At 39.4% G+C, this 19,206-nt stretch carries 19 protein-coding genes; 10 read left to right on the top strand and 9 right to left on the bottom strand.

What is annotated here, in order from left to right:
* Nucleotides 1–247: 247 nt before the first annotated feature.
* The 3 genes from BBP83_RS11405 to BBP83_RS11395 all read left to right on the top strand — a co-directional run bounded on the left by BBP83_RS11405 (nucleotide 248) and on the right by BBP83_RS11395 (nucleotide 1,520).
* Nucleotides 248–643: a hypothetical protein gene (locus tag BBP83_RS11405; RefSeq protein WP_245669747.1), complete on the top strand. Its 396-nt coding sequence runs from the start codon at nucleotides 248–250 to the stop codon at nucleotides 641–643.
* A gap of 134 nt (nucleotides 644–777) precedes the next feature.
* Nucleotides 778–1,038, top strand: a complete 261-nt coding sequence (locus BBP83_RS11400; RefSeq protein WP_068888649.1) for a hypothetical protein — start codon at nucleotides 778–780, stop codon at nucleotides 1,036–1,038.
* 260 nt (nucleotides 1,039–1,298) lie between these two features.
* Nucleotides 1,299–1,520: a membrane lipoprotein lipid attachment site-containing protein gene (locus BBP83_RS11395; protein WP_141689981.1), complete on the top strand. Its 222-nt coding sequence runs from the start codon at nucleotides 1,299–1,301 to the stop codon at nucleotides 1,518–1,520.
* A gap of 164 nt (nucleotides 1,521–1,684) precedes the next feature.
* Here the strand turns inward: BBP83_RS11395 and rsmD are convergent, their stop codons facing one another.
* Together rsmD and mrdA are read right to left on the bottom strand one after the other, a co-directional pair.
* On the bottom strand, nucleotides 1,685–2,245 hold the full coding sequence (gene rsmD / locus BBP83_RS11390; protein ID WP_068888646.1) for a 16S rRNA (guanine(966)-N(2))-methyltransferase RsmD: 561 nt from the start codon (nucleotides 2,243–2,245) through the stop codon (nucleotides 1,685–1,687).
* 9 nt (nucleotides 2,246–2,254) lie between these two features.
* Entirely contained in the window at nucleotides 2,255–4,264 is a 2,010-nt protein-coding gene (gene mrdA, locus BBP83_RS11385; RefSeq protein ID WP_068888644.1) for a penicillin-binding protein 2, read from the bottom strand.
* Between the two features lie 244 nt (nucleotides 4,265–4,508).
* Here mrdA and BBP83_RS11380 point away from each other — a divergent pair, with 244 nt between their 5' ends.
* The 4 genes from BBP83_RS11380 (at nucleotide 4,509) to BBP83_RS11365 (ending at nucleotide 7,452) form a co-directional block, all read left to right on the top strand.
* Nucleotides 4,509–5,027, top strand: a complete 519-nt coding sequence (locus BBP83_RS11380; protein ID WP_068889017.1) for a hypothetical protein — start codon at nucleotides 4,509–4,511, stop codon at nucleotides 5,025–5,027.
* Nucleotides 5,028–5,092: 65 nt separating this feature from the next.
* Complete coding sequence (locus BBP83_RS11375) at nucleotides 5,093–6,409, top strand: DUF445 domain-containing protein (RefSeq protein ID WP_068888642.1); 1,317 nt, start codon at nucleotides 5,093–5,095, stop codon at nucleotides 6,407–6,409.
* Nucleotides 6,410–6,487: 78 nt separating this feature from the next.
* Nucleotides 6,488–7,147, top strand: coding sequence for an adenylate kinase (gene adk, locus BBP83_RS11370; RefSeq protein ID WP_068888640.1), 660 nt, complete (start codon nucleotides 6,488–6,490; stop codon nucleotides 7,145–7,147).
* Nucleotides 7,148–7,230: 83 nt separating this feature from the next.
* On the top strand, nucleotides 7,231–7,452 hold the full coding sequence (locus tag BBP83_RS11365; protein WP_068888638.1) for a hypothetical protein: 222 nt from the start codon (nucleotides 7,231–7,233) through the stop codon (nucleotides 7,450–7,452).
* Nucleotides 7,453–7,495: 43 nt separating this feature from the next.
* Here BBP83_RS11365 and nth read toward each other — a convergent pair whose 3' ends face one another.
* Nucleotides 7,496–8,185 (bottom strand): endonuclease III, encoded by a 690-nt coding sequence (gene nth / locus BBP83_RS11360; protein WP_068888636.1) that lies wholly within the window; start codon nucleotides 8,183–8,185, stop codon nucleotides 7,496–7,498.
* Nucleotides 8,186–8,187: 2 nt separating this feature from the next.
* A complete protein-coding gene (locus BBP83_RS11355; protein ID WP_068888634.1) occupies nucleotides 8,188–8,982 on the bottom strand; it encodes an RnfABCDGE type electron transport complex subunit B in 795 nt (264 codons plus the stop codon).
* A gap of 333 nt (nucleotides 8,983–9,315) precedes the next feature.
* Here BBP83_RS11355 and gdhA point away from each other — a divergent pair, with 333 nt between their 5' ends.
* Nucleotides 9,316–10,659 (top strand): NADP-specific glutamate dehydrogenase, encoded by a 1,344-nt coding sequence (gene gdhA / locus BBP83_RS11350; RefSeq protein ID WP_068888632.1) that lies wholly within the window; start codon nucleotides 9,316–9,318, stop codon nucleotides 10,657–10,659.
* Nucleotides 10,660–10,739: 80 nt separating this feature from the next.
* Here the strand turns inward: gdhA and BBP83_RS11345 are convergent, their stop codons facing one another.
* The 3 genes from BBP83_RS11345 to rlmH all read right to left on the bottom strand — a co-directional run bounded on the left by BBP83_RS11345 (nucleotide 10,740) and on the right by rlmH (nucleotide 13,028).
* Nucleotides 10,740–11,513 carry a DUF4377 domain-containing protein gene (locus BBP83_RS11345; RefSeq protein ID WP_068888629.1) on the bottom strand — a complete coding sequence of 258 codons (774 nt, stop codon included), beginning with the start codon at nucleotides 11,511–11,513 and terminating at the stop codon, nucleotides 10,740–10,742.
* A 144-nt stretch (nucleotides 11,514–11,657) separates the two neighbouring features.
* Entirely contained in the window at nucleotides 11,658–12,434 is a 777-nt protein-coding gene (locus tag BBP83_RS11340; RefSeq protein ID WP_068888627.1) for a DODA-type extradiol aromatic ring-opening family dioxygenase, read from the bottom strand.
* 111 nt (nucleotides 12,435–12,545) lie between these two features.
* Nucleotides 12,546–13,028, bottom strand: a complete 483-nt coding sequence (rlmH, locus tag BBP83_RS11335) for a 23S rRNA (pseudouridine(1915)-N(3))-methyltransferase RlmH (RefSeq protein WP_068889015.1) — start codon at nucleotides 13,026–13,028, stop codon at nucleotides 12,546–12,548.
* Between the two features lie 151 nt (nucleotides 13,029–13,179).
* Between rlmH and BBP83_RS11330 the strand changes: the two genes are divergently transcribed.
* A complete protein-coding gene (locus tag BBP83_RS11330; protein ID WP_068888625.1) occupies nucleotides 13,180–14,124 on the top strand; it encodes a M28 family peptidase in 945 nt (314 codons plus the stop codon).
* Nucleotides 14,125–14,644: 520 nt separating this feature from the next.
* Here BBP83_RS11330 and lon read toward each other — a convergent pair.
* Together lon and BBP83_RS11320 are read right to left on the bottom strand one after the other, a co-directional pair.
* Entirely contained in the window at nucleotides 14,645–17,071 is a 2,427-nt protein-coding gene (gene lon, locus BBP83_RS11325) for an endopeptidase La (protein ID WP_068888623.1), read from the bottom strand.
* Nucleotides 17,072–17,217: 146 nt separating this feature from the next.
* Nucleotides 17,218–17,805, bottom strand: a complete 588-nt coding sequence (locus tag BBP83_RS11320) for a 5-formyltetrahydrofolate cyclo-ligase (protein ID WP_068889014.1) — start codon at nucleotides 17,803–17,805, stop codon at nucleotides 17,218–17,220.
* Nucleotides 17,806–18,506: 701 nt separating this feature from the next.
* Here BBP83_RS11320 and BBP83_RS15360 point away from each other — a divergent pair.
* A partial coding sequence (locus BBP83_RS15360; protein WP_141689980.1) for a BapA/Bap/LapF family prefix-like domain-containing protein occupies nucleotides 18,507–19,206 on the top strand: 700 nt, incomplete at its 3' end.

The following is a 19,206-nucleotide window of genomic DNA, read 5'->3' as shown; positions in this document are numbered from 1 at the left end:
TTAAGCTTAAAGTGATGATGGATCAATAAATATTGAGGGTGCTCTGCATTAAATAAAGTTGATTTTAAATCGATAATTTCTTTTTATGGGATGATTCGTTAGAGAAATTATGTATATTTATTCAAGGTATCCAGAAGAATTAAACCACCTTGCTTGAATTATATAAGTGCTTACATCGGTCAATGAGATACTGACTATGATGATGTCACACAGAGAGGATGCGATGAGAGCATTGGTGATGTATATCATGTTAAGTTTATTTGCCAGTGGTACTATGGCACATGAGCAAGATGGCGTGATTGTGATGGATCCAGACTTAGAAAATATGTATGAAAATGAACAACGTGCATTAGCTTTAAAAACAATGAATGATGCGCAGGATTACGGAATCATCGAAAATTTATTTTATGAAAATGAGCATATCAAGATTTATAATTACACTGCTTATGAAGTAGATTCAGCACAAAGTAAGTTTCTACTGGGACAATCTGACCAAATTGGTGTGCAAGATTTTGGTCTCTCCTTTGGCTATGGTATCGCATTTCGTGTGCAAGATCGCCACAGTATTGGTTATGAATATCTATCCAATTTTCCTTATGACCGTGGGCAAATGATCCGTATTTTTTGGAATTATCTTTTTTAAAAGAGATTTTTAATATTGTCGCATAAATTATGTATAGCTTCGGGTTGTTGGAATGATACCGAAAATTACCTAGGCTTCAGAATATCTTCAAAATTTAAGACAACAATACAGTAAACTTTTTGAGTTGTTTGCTTATGTTTTTAAATCAGTTGAAAAAACCTTTTGCAGTGCTGTGTATTTTGTTGGCCAGTAGCAGCTATGCAGCGACTTTACCGACAGATATTGAGGTGGTGATCGCATCAAATGCACATGTTGAAGTATCTACAACAAATATTTATAAAATGAATAGAGTGACGAATGCTACTCAACAAGATGATTCAGATATTAAAGAAATAAGAGAAGAAGAACCGGCTATTCGAGAGGCAAGACCGTTAAAGTTGGCGAAACCACTGTAATGGTGGTGACAAGATTAAATTTGTGAGAAGTAGAGTAGCTCAGTTCCTGCAATAAATTACAGCCATCAGAATGATGAGTCTTGCTGAATGATATCTCGAAGAAAGTTGATGTTTTTCAATTAAAACAACTTTGCCAAAACAAATTTTGAATGTAAAGATACAAGAAACTGACATTATATTCGCTAGATCTACATTGCTCAGGAGGATACTAAGTGGAGCAAAATTGAAACTTATACTTCAAGGGCAAGAGGATTCAGATGATGAAAAAAATAATTGTACTTTCTGTATTCGCTTTAATGTTAACAGGCTGTGTGGTCGCACCGTATGATGAGCATTACCCACGTGATGGTCAATATCATTCGGGACAGTATGACCGTGATCATCGTTGGAATCATGACCGAGATGGTCGCCCAGATTGGCGCAATCAGAATCGGCAGGATGGTCATTATGATGGACACAGAGGCGAACGCAGAAATGATTAAGACCTTAGAGATGAGCAATCGAATATTATCTTGGTTCTAAAATAGATTTCTATGAAAATGGTCTTGGCTACGGTTGTATTTAGGTAATAAAATATTTAAAAACATGTACATTAGATAAAAAAAGGACGCGATTTTCGCATCCTTTTTTTTGCTCATATTTAGTTTTAAGCTTCAGGTATTTTCTGAAATAAGCCTGCACGAACAGTTCCTGCTTTGGTTTCTTTGATGAGCTTCCATGTCGCAGGTAGGGTTAGTTGTGCTAAATCTCGATCAGCTTCAACATAAATGAAGGCCTTGGTTTTAATCGATGAATCTGCTAAATCAGCCAATTGCTCCCAAAGATTTAAACTATAGGGAGGGTCTAAAAAGACCAAATCAAATTGTTCTTTTAAGGTGGGTAATACTTGCTGAGCGGTCGCAATTTTTAGTTTAGCGTGCTGAGAGCTGACCCGAAGCAATTGCAAATTATCTGTTAAAAACTTCGCTTGTGTACGGTCGGGTTCAATCATAACCACTTGAGATGCCCCACGAGATAAAGCTTCAAAACTTAATGCACCAGAGCCTGCACAAAGATCAAGAACCTGTGCATTTTGAATGTCCCACATTAACCAGTTAAAGAGTGTTTCGCGCACACGGTCTGGTGTTGGGCGTAATCCTTCAATACTGGCAAAGGGCAATTGGCGACGTTTCCAGTTGCCACCAATAATTCTAAGTTGATTTTTCATGCGTTTATTTTACTCATCTGCATCTGTATGTTGGGGCATTGCAGGTGCTGTTGTCGTATGCGATGCCGGAGCTTGAGGTGTTGCCGTCGTGGTACTTTGAATTGGAGTTTCACCACTTGGCAATTCGCTAGGTTTAATTCCCGCAGTCATTAATCCACCACTCACTGCTACTGAAGGACGAATTGGCGATTTATTGCGTTGCAGTAACCAATAGTCAAAAATTGGACGAGCCAACTGGGCTGCCGAACCACCGTGACGTCCATTCTCCCAAACGATGGCAATGGCAATTTCAGGCTTATCAGCAGGGGCAAAACCGACAAATAAACCATGGTCAAGTTGGCGTTCAGTCAAGATTGATTCATTGTAGCGTTTACCCTGAGCAATACTTTTAACTTGCGCCGTACCTGTTTTTCCTGCAATTTTATACATAGGGGTACGTATTCTACGACCAGTACCAGTTTCGACGACATCTACCATGGCATCGCGCATTTTTACCCAGTCTTCTGGTTGGCCATTAAACTCAATTTTTCCATCTGGGGCATTATTTACCGTATGAGGCTTGGTACCTTTACTTTCGCGTAAAACATGAGGAGTTACATGCAGACCTTCATTAGAGGTAATGGCCGTTGCCATAGCCAATTGCAATGGTGTGGCTGTAAATGCGCCTTGTCCAATACTGACCGAAATGGTTTCACCTTTTAGCCATTTTGACTTGCGTGTTCGTAATTTCCATTCTTGACTTGGGTAAAGGCCTGTACTTTCACTAGGTAAATCTACCCCAGTTTTTTCACCAAAGCCAAACTGGCGCATCCATGTGTTCATTTTTTCAATACCCATACGAAATGAAAGGATATAAAAATAAGTATCACATGAAACAACTTGCGCTTTATGCATGTTGACGGCACCATGCCCCGTTTTCTTGTGGTCACGGAAGCGGTGACTGTCACCAGGTAAGGTAAAGTAACCTGGGTCTGAAATAGCAGTCCCCCAATCGACCAAACCATAGTGTAAGCCACCTAAGCCAAACATAGGTTTGATGGTTGAGCCGGGTGGATAAGACCCTTGCACGGCACGGTTATATAAGGGCTGATCAAGGTCATCACGCAGTGCTGAATAGTCTTTGCTACTAATGCCTGTGACAAATAAGTTGGGATTGAAACTTGGGCTAGAAACTAAGGCTAAAATTTCCCCTGTACGTGGATCCATGGCAACAATTGCCCCACGACGGCCAGCCAGTTGCTCTGAAGCGACTGCTTGTAACCCATAATCTAAAGATAAATATAAATCATTGCCACGAACAGGGTCTTTACGTCCCAAATGACGCAGTACATTACCATGCGCATCGGCTTCTACAGACTCATTTCCCGGTAAGCCATGCAGTAAATTTTCGTAATGTTTTTCGACCCCAATTTTCCCAATCAGGTTGGTGCCCGCATATAAGTCTTTATCAATACTTTTTAATTCTTTGTCATTAATACGCCCGACATAGCCAATGACGTGGGCAAATAATTCCCCATGTGGATAATAGCGGGTCATTTGGGTTTCAATATTCACGCCCGGAAATTGAAACTTTACTTCACTGAAACGTGCAATTTCGGTTTCATTGAGATTTAACTTCAGCGCCACTCGTTCAGTTTTTTTAGAGGTTTTAATTCGATTCTTAAACTGAACGATATCTTCCTCAGTTAAATGCAGAATTGGAATTAGACGTTGAACGGTATCATCAATGTCATCAATATCGGCACGGCTCATGGTGGCAGAAAAAACCGGATAATTATCTGCTAATAAGACACCGTTACGGTCGTAAATATAACCACGCGCGGGAGGAAGCGGTTGCAAGCGAACACGGTTTTTCTCTGAGTCAGTCGCGAATTTATCGTAATTGCTAATTTGTAAGTAAGAATAACGTGAAACAAGCAACAATAAAAAGAACACCACAATCCCCAACGAAAAATAAATTCGATTGCGGAAAATACGTTTTTCTTGCTGTGCATTTTTTAAAGGAAAGTGCTGCTTCATACGCGATTGACTTAAGAGAAACGAAGGGGAAATTGAGCTGACTATTCTACCGCAAGTTCAAAAAATTTGATAAGTGAAAAAGAGTTTGCTGTGTAAGATTTACTTAAACTTTGACTTTGTAGACATTAAAAAAGCCAAGAGCTGTATATAAGTGTTCACATAATTCTGATAAAGTCAAAAACGAATAAAAATAGGGTCGTATTACAATTAAAAAAACCAAAAATTAAGGATAATGGTGAAAATAGTGAGTAAATTTTATTCTTTGTTAGCGCTTGTTTTCATAGCAAACGTAGCATATGCACAAGACAGTACTTTTTTGCCAGAAGCAAAATTAGCAGAAAGTACGGTCAAAGGTTGGAACGTCGGGGCAGGTTTTACACAAAAATTGATTCATTTAAATACTGAATGGGTAAATCCTTACGGTATTGCTTATGCCAAAGCGGGTGTTTTTCTCAATGGAGATAAAACCTTTGGTGGGCAGGTAGGTTTCCGTTATCCCGTACATTTTACGGGCAAAGAAAAAAATGGTTACTATCTTGGCGCTTACGCGGGCCATATTGAAAGTAAAGATATTGGCAATGAGTTTGAGAGTCGTTTAGGTGGTGGTGTTGATCTATCTTATGTCATGCTGAGCTCTGAACGTATCAGTACTTTGAGTGTTGGTATTGGTGCAGGTGAAAAAATGACTGACAAAAACGGAAATACTGTTGCAGAAACAGAACCGACACTACAATTTTCCTATACTCTAAGTATTGGTTTATAGTGAAAATATTCGACTTTATCGAATTTAACATTTCCTCAGATTAAAATTAAATATGGAAGTTATGCATGCTTGAGTACGTCAATGAGTTGTGGCAAACCTTTTTGAACCGCCCAGATTTTTGGGCAGTGCTCAGCATTATTCCTGTGACGGCATTTGTAACATGGGCGCACGTATGGATGGCGCTTAAGATGGTGTTCTATCCGATTAATTTTTGGGGTTTTCATATTGGCCCGCTACCCGTGGGCTGGCAGGGCATCGTACCGCGTAAAGCGGGACGTATTTCGGGTATTATTACTGATAATACTTTATCTAAACTCGGTTCTTTGCGTGAATTTTTGAATGCAATGGACCCTGAAGATATGGCACGTATCATTGGCGAACAGATCGGTTTTGAGCTGGAACATCTTATTGATGAGGTGATGCTTGACCGTAGTGCGGTACTTTGGGAAAACTTACCTTATTCAATAAAACGCCGTATTTATGCACAAGCCAATAAACAATTGCCGGGTGTCTTAAGAGAACTTGTGACCGAACTGACCATGAACGTCGAGTCACTTGTAGATATGCGTGAGATGGTTGTGAGCCAAATGGAAGGTGACCGCCGTCTGATGGTGCGAATGTTTTTGAAGGTGGGACAAAAAGAAATTAACTTTATTTGGCATATCAGCGCATTAATTGGAATGTTTTTTGGTATGTTCCAAATGATTGTTTGGTTCGTGGTTCCTTGGCATTGGACGGTGCCTTTTTGGGCTGCTGTATGGGGCTTTTTAACCAACTGGATTGCCATTTGGATGGTCTTCAACCCCCTTGAGCCACACTATGTAAAATATCCGCAATTCTTTGAATTAACAAAAGATCGTAAATTTCCATGGGTTAAACCAGTGATTCCGCGTATTGGTACATATAATGTGCAAGGCGCATTTATGAAACGCCAAGAAGAAGTGTCGGATGTCTTTGCAAGTGTAGTCACAGAAGACCTGATTACGTTAAAATCGATCATGACAGAAATGATGTACGGCAGTAAGAAAGACAAGACTCGCCGTATTGTCAAACGCCATATTAATGAAATTATGGAAACACCATTGGTCAGAACGTCTTTACAGCTTTCTTTAGGTCCAAGAGAGTATGCAAAATTAAAGACAGACTTGATTGATCGTTCAATTGAAATTACGATGGTGCCTGTATGCGACCCAGCGTTCAATGCGAGCCGTGCACAGAAAATCTATCAAATGTTTAGGGACCGTATTCGCGAGCTGACACCGAAAGAGTTTCAAAATCTATTACGTCCTGCATTTCAGGAAGACGAATGGATCTTGATTTTACTGGGTGGGGTAACAGGCTTTATTGCGGGTACAATACATTTGTTTGTGGCTTTCTTATAATTAGATGCTGAATATATGTTGAATTTTTTGACATGAACAAGGCGTCAAATACATTGTTTAAAATGAGGATGTTTTTTTATGCGCATTATATTACTCGGACCACCTGGAGCAGGTAAAGGTACACAAGCTCAGTTGATCTGTAAGCGCTACAATGTCCCACAAATTTCAACCGGTGATATGCTCCGTGCTGCAATTCGTGAAGGAACTGAACTAGGTCTACAAGCTAAAAGTGTGATGGACAATGGTGGCCTAGTCTCTGATGAGCTAATCATTGGTTTAGTGAAAGAACGCATTGCACAGCCAGATTGTGTAAACGGCTGCATTTTTGATGGTTTCCCGCGTACCATTCCTCAAGCAGAAGCGCTTGAGAATGAAGGGATTAATATCGATCATGTGATTGAAATTGATGTGCCAGATGAAGAGATCGTTCAACGCCTTTCTGGCCGCCGTCAACATCCAGCGTCGGGTCGTGTTTATCATATCGTTTATAATCCACCAAAAGTGGAAGGTAAAGATGATGAAACCGGGGAAGACCTTGTTCAGCGTCCAGATGACCTTGAAGCGACGATTCGTAAACGTTTAGGTTCATACCACACTGAAACTGAACAGCTTGTTGGTTTCTACCAATCGCGTGCAGCATCAGGTGAAAATGCACCAACTTATGATAAGTTAAATGGCTTACGTCCAATAGAACAAGTTCAAATCGATCTTTTTAGCATTTTAGATCAGTCTAAATAATTCAAATTTTGAGTTTTTGACTTTGAAAGAGTCCTAAGTCATATTAGGGCTCTTTTTTATTGCTTATTCTTGAGGGAGTCTCTGTGTCACATCTTGCAATTATTCTGGTTTTATTGGTCGCTGTGGTTGTTATTATTGCAATGCTGTACTTTAGTTTTAAACTTTTGCGTCAAACCCAGCAACAAGAAAAAAGTGAACGTCAGCCAAAAGCGGAATATCGTTTACATCCTCAATTGCAAAAAGAGCTTAAACCGCGTGAAAATGAGGCAAAAGTAGATTCAAACAAAGACGCATCCAATAAATAACTGTTAGAGATTCAGCATTAATCTTTTATGGTTCTGTCGATATTTAAGTTGCAATATTTTTGACTGCAATTGTACGTGGGGCGCCAAATTCAAAGCGATCTGGCCAGTTACACACATCCGACACAATGCACTCCCCACATTTAGGCTTACGGGCAATACAGCAGTAACGGCCGTGTAAAATCAACCAGTGATGAGAGTCAATGATAAACTCCTTGGGGATGACTTTAACGAGCCGATGCTCAACTTCAAGCACGTTTTTCCCTACAGCTAAGCCTGTCCGATTCCCTAAACGAAAAATATGAGTATCAACGGCCATGGTCGGCTGACCAAATGCAGTATTGAGCACGACATTGGCGGTTTTACGCCCAACACCAGGCAAGGCTTCTAAATCTGTACGGTTATTGGGAACAATACTGTGGTGTTTTTCGATTAAAATTTTACAGGTTTTAATCACATTTTCTGCTTTAGCGTTATATAGGCCAATGGTTTTAATATAGTTTTTTAAACCATCGACGCCTAAGGCATAAATTGCTTCGGGTGTGTTTGCAACAGGAAATAATTTATCAGTGGCTTTATTGACGCTAACATCGGTCGCTTGTGCAGAGAGTGTGACCGCTACCAATAATTCAAAGGGATTTGAATAGTTGAGTTCAGTTTTGGGATGAGGGCGTTGCTCACGAAGCCGTTCAAAAAAGATTTGAATCTGCTTTTTTGTCATATTCTTCACAGTCATGTTTATCCCCCTTGTAGTGTATTTAGCTGTTGGTTTAATGTGGCCAACAAAGCCTGTTTTTTGGCATCCTCACGTACGCTTAATTGCTTTTCCAATTTTTTAATTTGGGTGCGGATTTTAGCCAGTTCAATGGTGGTTTGAGCATCATAAACTAAGTTTTTTTGCTGTGTATTTTCAATAACTTCTATTTTTGATGTGTTATTGGTTTGATTGGCAAACTGAGCAAATAAAGTGGTGTCAATTTCCGCACGAACCACGGGGCCTTTGCGGTTGATTCTTTGTTTTTCTTCGCGCTGAATATGTGCATAGTAACGTGTGCGTAAATCATTTTGTTCAATGACATGATCGGCATCTGTTAGTAAGTTTTGGGTGTCTTCAATTAAGTCAATGCAGTCTACGGGGCAGGGTGGAATACACAATTCACAACCTGTACATAGATCGGTCAAAATACTGTGCATTAATTTGCCGGAACCAATAATGGCATCGACAGGGCAGGCACTAATGCATTTAGTGCAACCAATGCATTCATCTTCACGTATAACAGCTTTCATACGTTGTGGTCGTCCATCTTGCTGAACGGGCCAAACACTCTCTACAGCGGGCAATTGTGTGCGTTGTAGTAAGTTTGCTAAAGCATCTGCAACAGGTTGTCCACCCGGCACGCATTTATTGGCCTCTTCACCTTCGGCAATTGATTTGGCATAGGGTAAACAGCCATCGCGGTGCCCGCAGAGTCCGCATTGGGTTTGAGGAAGCAAAGCGTCAATTTTTTGGATTAGGATAATTTGAGAATTCATGAACAACCGAAAATACAGAGCAAGCAAAAAGAACAATTGCAAGGAATACAAATTTTACCATGTTTTTCTAAGTAACGCTGTGTGCAAATATAGCGCTATTCGTGCATTATATTTGAACACAAATGTCAGTTCAATCATGCTTAAAAGTTTATCAATTTATAAAATATAATTATATAAATTTTATTTAAATATTTGTTATTAAAATAAAATTAAACTTTTTGGAAAAAAGTATTGTAGATTAGAGGCAAAAGATATTTAATGTTTTGCGCCAAAATTTATCATTGATTTAAAATTTGACCAATTTTGATTCATTTTTCTGCTGAGGATTAAGCGTTGAAATATAACAGCCTTAACGAGTTCCTAGATTACGTTAAATCACGTGATTCACATCAACCAGAGTTTCTTCAAGCTGTTGAAGAAGTTATGACTAGCTTATGGCCATTCATTCAAAAAAACCCTGAATATGCTGACTATGCGCTACTTGAACGTTTGGTTGAACCTGAACGTGCGATTCAATTTCGTGTTTCTTGGGTCGATGACAAAGGCCAAGCTCAAGTCAATCGCGCATTCCGTGTACAGTATAATTCTGCAATTGGACCATTTAAGGGCGGGATGCGTTTCCATCCGTCGGTAAATCTTTCGATTCTTAAATTTTTAGGTTTTGAACAAACCTTTAAAAATGCATTAACCACATTGCCTATGGGTGGTGGTAAAGGCGGTTCAGACTTTGATCCGAAAGGAAAGTCTGAAGGCGAAATTATGCGTTTTTGCCAAGCCTTGATGATTGAACTTTATCGTTATCTTGGTTCAAATACTGATATTCCTGCTGGTGATATTGGTGTAGGTGGCCGTGAAGTCGGCTATATGGCGGGCATGATGAAGAAGCTCAGCAATGACACTTCTTGTGTATTTACTGGCAAAGGTTTAACTTTTGGTGGTTCATTGGCTCGTCCTGAAGCAACTGGTTTTGGTACTGTGTATTTCGCTGAGGAAATGCTCAAAACTCGCGGTGATAGCTTCAAAGATAAAATTGTGACGATTTCAGGTTCTGGTAACGTTGCGCAATATGCGGCTGAAAAAGCGATGTATTTGGGTGCGAAAGTGGTTTCACTTTCTGACTCTGCTGGTACGGTATTCGTGAAAAATGGCTTTACTGATGCATTACTTGCTGAAGTCATGGAACTGAAAAACGTGAAACGTGGCCGTATTTCTGAGTTCGCGTCAAAGCATGGTTTTGAGTACCTTGAGGGTAAACGCCCTTGGTCAATCAAATGCGATATCGCACTACCATGCGCCACTCAAAATGAATTAGATGCTGATGATGCGGCTGCATTACTTGCAAATGGTGTAATTTGCGTGGCTGAGGGTGCAAACATGCCTTCCACATTGGCTGCCGTAGAGAAATTTGTTGAAGCGAAAATTCTTTATGCACCAGGTAAAGCATCAAATGCGGGTGGTGTTGCCACTTCTGGTCTTGAAATGTCTCAAAATTCGATTCGTTTGGGATGGACTTTTGAAGAAGTCGATGAGCGCTTACATGCAATTATGAAAGAGATTCATCGTAACTGTGTGAAGTTTGGTACTGAAGAAGACGGCACAGTAAACTATGTCAATGGTGCAAACATTGCAGGCTTCGTAAAAGTGGCAGATGCTATGCTTGCTCAAGGCGTTTACTAAGTTATTTACTTTGACCAATAAAAAAACCGATGCTATGGCATCGGTTTTTTTATACTTAGATTATCATTTGAAATTTAGACTTAAAGAGAACCTTTTACGGCTTCGCGTTCAATAATCATGTCTTGAACATAAGCATATTTAGATTGGTCTGCTGCTGGGTTTTTAATTTCATAACGCTTAATACGGACAACTTGACGTTCTGTCGGGCTGTGAGTGTAACCTTCAATACCGCTATAGAATAAAGTCCAGTCTTTATCAACTTGTGTTTTTACACCGTTGTCTGCATATTTAATTTCACGAACTTGCAAACAAGTTTGTGGTGCTACACCTACACACTTTTTAGTTTCAGGTGAAATTTCAAGAAAAATCGTTTCAGCTTGAGTGTTATATTTCGTTTCAGGTGTCATTTTTCCTAAGAAGGTAACTTTTTCACCTGTTGGGCTCACCAATGTCAATGTTGGGTTTTCGACATCTGTTGTATTTAAAACAAAAGGTGTTTTACCTACTTGGAATAATGATGCACTGAACGCTTCTTGTTTCATTAGTGCAGGTGAACACATCATGTTGGTTGACATCATGTTGCCTGTCACCAAGATATTATTTTCAGCTTTCCAGCTACCACTTTGTGTATTACAACCCGTTGCGATACTTAAGCGTTGTTCATCAAAGTTTAATACGATTGGTGCAGATGAACCTGCAGGTAAGTAACTCCATTGATAAGAGCTTAAGGTCTTTGATGCATTTTGCTGTTGTAGAACGGACATTGCCACATCTCCAGCTTTTTGAATGTCACCTGACTGACAAGCAGCTAAGGCAAGAGGAAAAAGTGCGATTGCTAGATATTTTAATTTCATGTCTGCTCAATAAGTAACTGATTTAAATAACATGATTTATAATAACTGATTCATTTAGTAAAAAAATGGATACATTCAGACCTTTTACGTATCAAAATGTATCTATTCATATTTATTTGTTATTTTATAAGTAGTTTTTATATATTAATCAAAGCGATATATGTCCATTCCTAAGGAACCCATACTAAAGCTACTATGTACAATATTAAAGCGAGCCCCTGTGCCCATCGCAAAGAATAGTGGTACTAAGTGTTCAAGGGACGGGTGGTTTTGCTGTACATGTGGAAGACTTTGCCAGTCTAGTACCGCATCGTAATTATTGTGATGGAGTTGACTGACCACATAGTTACGGAATTCAGATGCCCACGTTGGGACAGCAGACGATTGTCCATTCCAAGCCAATTCACGTAAATTATGCGTAATACTGCCAGAGCCAATAATTAAAATTTGCTTTTCACGAAGTGATGCAAGGGTTTGACCTATTTTATAAATATCTTGAGCCGACATCTGAGTTGGTAATGAAATTTCTACCACAGGAATGTCTGCTTGAGGGTACATATGCAACAAAGGCATCCACACGCCATGATCACGCGGGCGGGTGCTATTGGCATGGGCTGAAAAACCAGCTTCAGCCAATAAGTGCAGTATATCTTCTGCTAATTCAGGGTTGCCGGGCGCGGGATAACGTATGTCGTAGAGTTCTTTTGGAAAACCTCGAAAGTCATGCCAAGTCTCTGGACGCACGCCTGTATTGACTTCTAAATCGCGACTTTCCCAATGCGCAGACATCACAATAATGGCTTTAGGTTGGGGTAAATTTAAACCGAGGCGTTCCAGCGCTGGCCCAACTTGCTCCGGATTAATAGCAAGCATTGGAGAGCCATGCGATATAAATAAGCCGGGTAAGGTTTGCAGATTCATGGCCATATGCCTAATTAAGTGTTCTGAAGCCAGTTTGACAAAAATACGGGTTGATTTAAACCGCGAATTACCAACAGATCGTTTCAAAATTGGAACGTCAGAACTGGTGGATTAACCCGCGCGATGATAAGGGTGATTATGGTTGATGGTCATGGCGCGATATAGCTGTTCAATCAGCATGACACGAACCATAGGATGGGGCAAGGTGAGTTTGGATAATGACCAGTGCCAAGCGGCAGCCTTACGTACAGCTTCGGAATGGCCATCTGGGCCACCAATGGCCAAGACCACATCTTGACCTTCTTGCATCCAACTTTGCATGGTTTCAGCCAGTTTTTCTGTACTGAATTCACGACCACCTACTTCTAAAGCAATGAGCACTTCATTTTGCTTTAACGCATTTAAAATACTGTCGCCTTCAATTTGACGGTATTTCAAAATATCAGCCTCTGAGTCATTTTTTCCGCGCTTCGCCATCGGCAATTCAATAATTTGCGTTTGAACAAAAGGCTGAATACGTTTGAAGTAATCTTCAAAACCTGTAAGCACCCAAGCAGGCATTTTTTGACCGATAGTGATAATGCGGATCTTCATAGCAACGAACAACAAAGTGAAAGCGCTATTATAGCGGTGAATGGCGACTTTGCTAACAGCCGACACAATTTGCAATTGAATTCGCCTCGCTATTGTTGCTTTAATATTCTGCTAGACAGTTCATGTTTGCAAAACCAACGGAATAATAACAATGAAACAGAAGATGAATAAATATTTGCAACTATGTAGCATCGTTTTTATTACTTTTAGTGGTCTGTCTGCTGTACAGGCGAATGCCATAAAACTCGCTGAACCACAGAATTTAACAGTCTATATGCAACAAGTTTTGGGTGGAGGAGATAACAGAAATTTTAAAGATGTGCAGGAACTGAATCGGGTTTCGGCATGGATTCGTGAGCAAATGCGCTTGTTTGGTATTCCGTGTCAATATCAAAACTATAAGGTCAATGATGAACCTTACCGTAACGTGGTGTGTTCTTTAAAAAATATAAATACCGATAAAGTCATTATTGGCGCACATTATGATGTCTTTGAAGATAAGTCGGGTGCTGACGATAATGCTTCTGGTGTGGCGGGAGTGATTGAAACAGCGAGAATTTTAGCATCTGAAAGAAAACGCTTAAAAGCCAGTGTAGATTTTGTCTTTTATACGTTGGAAGAGCCACCGTATGCAGGTACAGAACAAATGGGCAGTTTTATTCATGCCAAATCGCTTGAAAAACAAAAAGAGAATATTCAAGGTATTTATATTTTAGAAATGATTGGCTATTTCGATTCGAATTTAGTGCAAGAGTATCCAATGGGGCTGAAATGGTTGTATCCAAGTCATGGTAATTTCATTGCCACAGTGGGAAATTTACAATCACGTGAAATGACTGCCGATTATTGTAATGTGATGAAAAATTTAAACCAGTTACAATGTGAGCGTATTATTGCGCCATCATTTGTTCAGTCTATGGATTTTTCAGACCATCTTAATTATTGGAGTTTGGGTTATCCAGCAATGCTGATTACCGATACAGGTTCGTATCGAAATAAAAATTATCATACAGATCAGGACCGCATAGAAACACTGGATGTAGGGAAAATGGCGCAAGTGGTGAATGGTTTGGTCAATACGATTTTAAAAGAATAAAAAGGGATACATAAAAAACGCAGCCCTGAAAGCCTTTGGACTGCGATAAAAAGCCATCTACCTGGAGATGTAGATGACTATTTAGTACCTAGCTCAGTACTGAAGGAAAAAGAAACATACAGCACATATGTATCTATTTATAAAATGGCGACAAATGGTGAATTTTTCAAGCCTATTCATTTATAAAATATTTGAACGATATATTAGACAATTGAGGTGGTTTTCACATTGTTTAGGTACGACAAAACCAGTGACGCATTTAAAACATAAACTGACACTTGTTGATCTGGGTAGGTTAAATTATAAGCTCTCGAATAAAACTGTACGCTTAAATTGGTATTTTGGGAAGTTTATTGGCGTTTTATTATAAATTCCTTTTCGTACTCAAAGTGATCTTGAGTCGGCACAACGACCCATCAGGTTAATGTATTGTGTTGTTATTGTTCTTAAAATGAGGTGTGAATAAAATTTTCTGGAATAAAAAAAGAGCGCCGAAGCACTCTTTTTTACTGTTTAGAAATTAATGACGAGCCGCTTTTGCTTCACCTGTTGCTTTCACAATTGGCGCTTTGACCAATGGCGTTGGTTGTTCAACTAAAGCCAGTGGCAGAATCTCATCGATACTTTTCACGGCTTTAATTTCCAAACCTTCTTTCACATTGTCAGGAATCTCAGCCAAATCACGGACATTTTCTTGTGGAATGAATACTAATTTAATGCCACCACGGTGTGCGGCCAATAGTTTCTCTTTCAAGCCACCAATACGCATAGCACGACCACCAAGACTGGTTTCACCTGTCATGGCAATATCTGGTCGAATAGCGATGCCTGTGAAGGCTGACACAAGGGCAGTGGTTAATGCCAAACCAGCAGATGGGCCATCTTTCGGTGTTGCACCTTCAGGTAAATGAACGTGAACATCTGTTTCTTCAAAACGTGAAGATTCAATGCCCAATTCATCTGCACGGGTACGAACGACAGTCATGGCTGCGGTAATGGATTCTTTCATTACGTCGCCAAGCGAACCTGTGGTAATGAATTTTCCTTTACCTTTTACCGCTGCAACTTCAATCGTGAGCAATTCGCCACCAACAGAAGTCCATGCTAGGCCATTTACACGACCAATTTGAGCTTCTTCTTCCGCCATACCAAAGTCAAACTTATGTGGACCTAAGTAATCTGGAAGATTGGCAGAGTTCACTTCAACTTGAAGGCTCTTGGCTTTTTTGCTAACGGCTTCTTTCACCACTTTACGTGCAATTTTTGAAACTTCACGCTCTAAGCTACGAACACCTGCTTCACGAGTATAACGTTGTACGATATCGCGAATAGCTTCTTCGTGTACGGTTAATTCCTTGCCTCGAAGACCATTGTTCTTAATGGCTTTTGGAACCAAGTAACGTTCAGCAATATTAATTTTTTCGTCTTCGGTATAACCCGGCAGGCGAATCACTTCCATACGGTCAAGCAATGCTTCAGGAATATTCATACTGTTGGCAGTACAAATAAACATCACTTCAGATAGATCAAGATCAAGATCTAAGTAGTGATCATTGAACTTACTGTTTTGTGATGGGTCAAGAACTTCCAATAATGCAGAAGCTGGATCACCACGGTAGTCTTGTGCCATCTTGTCAATTTCGTCAAGCAAGAACAGTGGGTTCTTTACACCAACTTTTGTCAAAGACTGTACAATTTTACCCGGCATCGCACCAATATAGGTACGACGGTGACCGCGAATTTCTGCTTCATCACGTACGCCACCAAGTGCCATACGTACAAACTCACGACCTGTGGCTTTTGCAACAGACTCACCCAGTGAAGTTTTACCTACACCCGGAGGGCCAACCAAACAAAGAATTGGGCCTTTGAGTTTTTTCACGCGAGACTGAACAGCTAAATATTCCACAATGCGATCTTTGACGTCATCTAAGCCATAATGATCGGCATCTAAAATTTCTTGCGCTTTGCCTAAGTTAATACTAACTTTGCTGGCTTTATTCCAAGGTGTATCTAAAATCACCTCTAAATAATTACGAACGACAGCCGCTTCACTTGACGCAGGTTGCATGGCTTTTAGCTTACGGAATTCCGCTTCGGCTTTTTTACGCACATGTTCTGGCAAGTCTGCTTCAGCTAGACGTTTTTCAATTTCTGCAACATCATCTTCAGCACCACCATTCATGTCGGAAAGTTCACGCTGAATCACCTTCATTTTTTCATTCAGGAAGTATTCGCGTTGATTTTTTTCCATTTGGCGTTTTACTGAATCATGCAAAGTTTGTTCAATTTGCTGTTCTTCAGATTGTTGCAATAAATAGGTCATTAATTCTTGTAGATGCACTTCGAATTCATCGTGCTCTAAGAATTTTTGTTTCACATCAATATTCAAAGGCACGCGTGTAGCAACAAAGAACAAGAGTTGAAGCAAATCATCTATTTTATTGGCAGCTACAATTAATTCACGGGCATTACGTAACTTTGCTTCGGCATACTGGGCAAACATTGTGCGCAATTCTTCAAGACGCGCATCTTGTGCCTCAGTTTCGACAACAACAGTCATTGGACTTAAGTCATGTTCAGCAGAGAGGTATTCATCATTTTCGATGATTTTAACCAGCTTAGAACGATGCAAGCCTTCAATTAATACTTTTATACAGTTTTCATCATTTTCATGATTCACAACTTGAACAATTTTCGCGACAGTACCGTATTGATATAAGTTGTCGTGATCAATTTCTTCTGTAAGCGAATCTTTTTGTGCCACGACAAATACGAGATTATCACTGTTACGAGCCACGTCCACAGCATTGATCGATTTTTCACGACCGACAAATAACGCAATTTGCATGTGTGGATAGACCACGACATCACGTAACGCTAAAAGGGGTAATACACTTGGAACCTGAGGCTCTAAGGTTTCTTGATTCATAATAATTTCAGACATGAGCACTCCTAATGAGTGACAACGGTGTTGCCATATTTTTATAGTGATGGGTATTTTGAAAAATACAAGGGTGGGGCAAAACAAATTACATACTAAATAAGTAAATATGTGATTTTAAAGCAGTCCCGATTGTCAAAATGATTAGTTTAACGTTGGAACCTTAAAAAAGAATGCGGGGTTAATAGAGCATCTAAGGGTTGATCCCAACTTGCACGAGGTAAGCGTTGTTGTACCAATTGGAAATCATGAGCAAAACCAAGACGATAAGGTTTTTGTGGGGCAGTGGCTAAGGTTTTATCGTAAAAACCGCCTCCCATGCCAATACGTGTACCAAAAATATCACAGGCGACTAAAGGCATAATTAATAGATCTAATTTTGAAACATGTAAGCCCCGCGTCTGCATGGGTTCTTTCATACCTAATGGATGGTGTGAAAAGCGTTGATTACGATATTGATGCTGTGAAATATGTACCCAGACCAAGCGCTGATTCATATTGCAAATCATGGGTAAATAAACACTTTTTTGATGAGTGAAACAATATTCTAAAATTTTATGGGTATGAATTTCACCAAAGGCATGTAAGTAAAGACCAATTTTTTGAGCTTGCTGAAATTTAGATAGGCGAATTAAACGATTTAAAACTGTTTGTTCAGCTTTTTTTTGCTGAAATGAGCCGATTACACGACGTTGCTTACGTATGGTTGTTCTGAGATGGGTTAAATCTAGTGTCAGTTGAGTCATGCAAAAAAATAGTCATACAATTTAGTTGTAGGCACAGTTTAATACTTTGTTTATATTTTGGACATAGTCTTTAAATATAGAAATTCGGATGTACTCGAATATCTTAATTTTGGGTGGTTTAAAATAGTTATAATTTTTGTTAATAATAAAAAATGTTATATTTTAATATGTTATGTTTTAAATTATAAGTGATTGGCAAAAAGTATCATATAAAATAAAACCATAAAAATAATAAGGATTCTCCATTATTAAGATTAATTTTTGTGTTATGAAGGTTTTATTAACAATAGTAATTTTGTCGGGATTGAGTGTGAATTAATTATTATATTTTTATAATAGTGAGACTTGGGTCGCATTAATATTGAATTATACTGTATTTTCTCATTCAAATGTCGGGTGTTTATAAAAAGATACAATCTAATGAATAACCTTACGCCTATATATTCATAAATACATAATATTACATTTTAAAATTAATATATTATTAAAATAAAATTGTTTAATAACAATATGTTGTAATTTTTTTTGTATTTTAAATATTACTTTTGATAATTAAGTAACACTTGTACTTTTTTTGCAATTCAAAGTACATCTATAAATAGATGATGATAGAAAATTAATAAACATACGTCTCACGAAACTTATAACGAACAACACATAGCGGTTAAATAACATTCAGAGGGAATCTTTATATGACTAACATTCAGGTAGTTTCTAAGCAAAGCCATAAGGTTTTGGAGCAGACATTAGGGAATAAAATTCTCTTAACTGAAAATTCAGTTGTAAAAATTGAAGTCAGCAAAGAAATGGTAGAAAGCATCACCCGTGATGGTAATTCTGCTGTCGTTAAATTAAAAAATGGCGAGACTATTGTCATAGAAGGTTATTTTAATAACTCAGCCGGTTCTAATGATTTGGTATTTGAAGGAAGTGATGGTCTTTACTGGGTGCAATTTACAGATGCGACGGGTAATTTAACATCTACAATTACTTATAATCCGTTACAAGATATTGGCCCTTTGCTTTATAGCGAAACAGCATCGTCAATTTCACCATGGGCAATTGCCGCAGGGCTTGCTGCTGGTGCGGCTGCTATTGCGATAGCCGATGATTCATCCTCTAACAATAATGATAATACTGGCGGCACTGGCGGCACTGGCGGCACTGGCGGCACTGGCGGTACTGGTGAAACTGGTGGCACAGGCGAAACTGGCGGCACTGGTGGCACAGGCGAAACTGGCGGGACAGGCGAAACTGGCGGTACGGGTGGTACAGGCGAAACTGGCGGTACTGGTGAAACTGGCGGTACGGGTGGTACAGGCGAAACTGGTGGCACAGGCGAAACTGGCGAAACTGGCGGTACGGGTGGCACAGGCGAAACTGGTGGCACAG

It is taken from the genome of Acinetobacter celticus (genome assembly GCF_001707755.1).
GTDB classification, from domain to species: domain Bacteria; phylum Pseudomonadota; class Gammaproteobacteria; order Pseudomonadales; family Moraxellaceae; genus Acinetobacter; species Acinetobacter celticus.
Note: the sequence above shows the minus strand (reverse complement) of the source record. Positions and strands in the feature narration are given on the sequence as shown.

Bases quoted from the DNA above. Each gene is read 5' to 3' on its own strand.
- BBP83_RS11355 (WP_068888634.1), bottom strand. From the start codon at position 8,982: ATGAATTCTCAAATTATCCTAATCCAAAAAATTGACGCTTTGCTTCCT.
- rsmD (WP_068888646.1), bottom strand. From the start codon at position 2,245: ATGAAAAATCAACTTAGAATTATTGGTGGCAACTGGAAACGTCGCCAA.
- nth (WP_068888636.1), bottom strand. From the start codon at position 8,185: ATGACTGTGAAGAATATGACAAAAAAGCAGATTCAAATCTTTTTTGAA.
- BBP83_RS11400 (WP_068888649.1), top strand. From the start codon at position 778: ATGTTTTTAAATCAGTTGAAAAAACCTTTTGCAGTGCTGTGTATTTTG.
- BBP83_RS11405 (WP_245669747.1), top strand. From the start codon at position 248: ATGTTAAGTTTATTTGCCAGTGGTACTATGGCACATGAGCAAGATGGC.
- BBP83_RS11375 (WP_068888642.1), top strand. From the start codon at position 5,093: ATGCTTGAGTACGTCAATGAGTTGTGGCAAACCTTTTTGAACCGCCCA.
- adk (WP_068888640.1), top strand. From the start codon at position 6,488: ATGCGCATTATATTACTCGGACCACCTGGAGCAGGTAAAGGTACACAA.
- mrdA (WP_068888644.1), bottom strand. From the start codon at position 4,264: ATGAAGCAGCACTTTCCTTTAAAAAATGCACAGCAAGAAAAACGTATT.
- BBP83_RS11395 (WP_141689981.1), top strand. From the start codon at position 1,299: ATGAAAAAAATAATTGTACTTTCTGTATTCGCTTTAATGTTAACAGGC.
- BBP83_RS11345 (WP_068888629.1), bottom strand. From the start codon at position 11,513: ATGAAATTAAAATATCTAGCAATCGCACTTTTTCCTCTTGCCTTAGCT.
- lon (WP_068888623.1), bottom strand. From the start codon at position 17,071: ATGTCTGAAATTATTATGAATCAAGAAACCTTAGAGCCTCAGGTTCCA.
- rlmH (WP_068889015.1), bottom strand. From the start codon at position 13,028: ATGAAGATCCGCATTATCACTATCGGTCAAAAAATGCCTGCTTGGGTG.
- BBP83_RS11340 (WP_068888627.1), bottom strand. From the start codon at position 12,434: ATGAATCTGCAAACCTTACCCGGCTTATTTATATCGCATGGCTCTCCA.
- BBP83_RS11330 (WP_068888625.1), top strand. From the start codon at position 13,180: ATGAAACAGAAGATGAATAAATATTTGCAACTATGTAGCATCGTTTTT.